The sequence below is a fragment of the Roseateles sp. P5_E11 genome, assembly GCF_054049355.1.
This window is the reverse complement of the sequence record NZ_JBFUMO010001169.1, coordinates 1-645: the sequence shown is the minus strand read 5'-3', so window position 1 is coordinate 645 and position 645 is coordinate 1. Positions and strand designations below refer to the sequence as shown.

Below are 645 nucleotides of genomic sequence, written 5' to 3'. Positions count from 1 at the left end.
GTCGTCGCCCACCCGGTGGGCGAGCGCGAGCTGCGCCCCGGCAACACGGTGTCGGGCCCGGTCATGATGACCTTGGCCGACGTGGCCCTGTATCTGGGCATCCTGGCGCGCATCGGCATCGTGCCGTTGGCGGTGACGACCAACCTGTCCATCAACTTCCTGCGCAAGCCGCGCGCCGACCGGCGGGTGGTGGCGCGTTGCCGGCTGATGAAGCTGGGCAAGTCGCTGGCCGTGGGCGAGGTGTGGATCTTCTCGGAGGGCGAGGACGAGCCGGTGGCGCACGCGACGGGCACGTACGCGATTCCGCGGGAGCGGTGAGCTCGAGAGCATGAATTTCCGAGCAAAAGCCAAATGAACAGCGGGCAAGCGGGCAAGCGGTCCTTCGTCCGCAGTCCACCCTTACGAACGTTAGGCCGAGCATGTTCTCCTCAGCAGATCTTGAGCGCCTGAGTCGCGAATTGAATAGCAACTACTATTTCGCTGGAAACTACCCCGGCGCTTGCTTTCAGATTTATCCCCAGTACGCCTTCAGTCCGCCAGATTCGGAGCAATATGCTCGCATCACAAGAGCCCCGAAAGAACGCGGCGACAACGGTCTGAGATTCTGGGCAGTCGCCCAGTTGGGCGAGAAGGGGTACACAGAGC

At 63.1% G+C, this 645-nt stretch carries 2 protein-coding genes; both read left to right on the top strand.

Features of this window, described 5'->3' with window-relative positions:
• The coding region (locus tag ACXJKR_RS34145; protein WP_457326639.1) for a PaaI family thioesterase at positions 1-318 on the top strand (318 nt) is incomplete at its 5' end.
• Between the two features lie 101 nt (positions 319-419).
• The coding region (locus ACXJKR_RS34140) for a hypothetical protein (RefSeq protein ID WP_457326638.1) at positions 420-645 on the top strand (226 nt) is incomplete at its 3' end.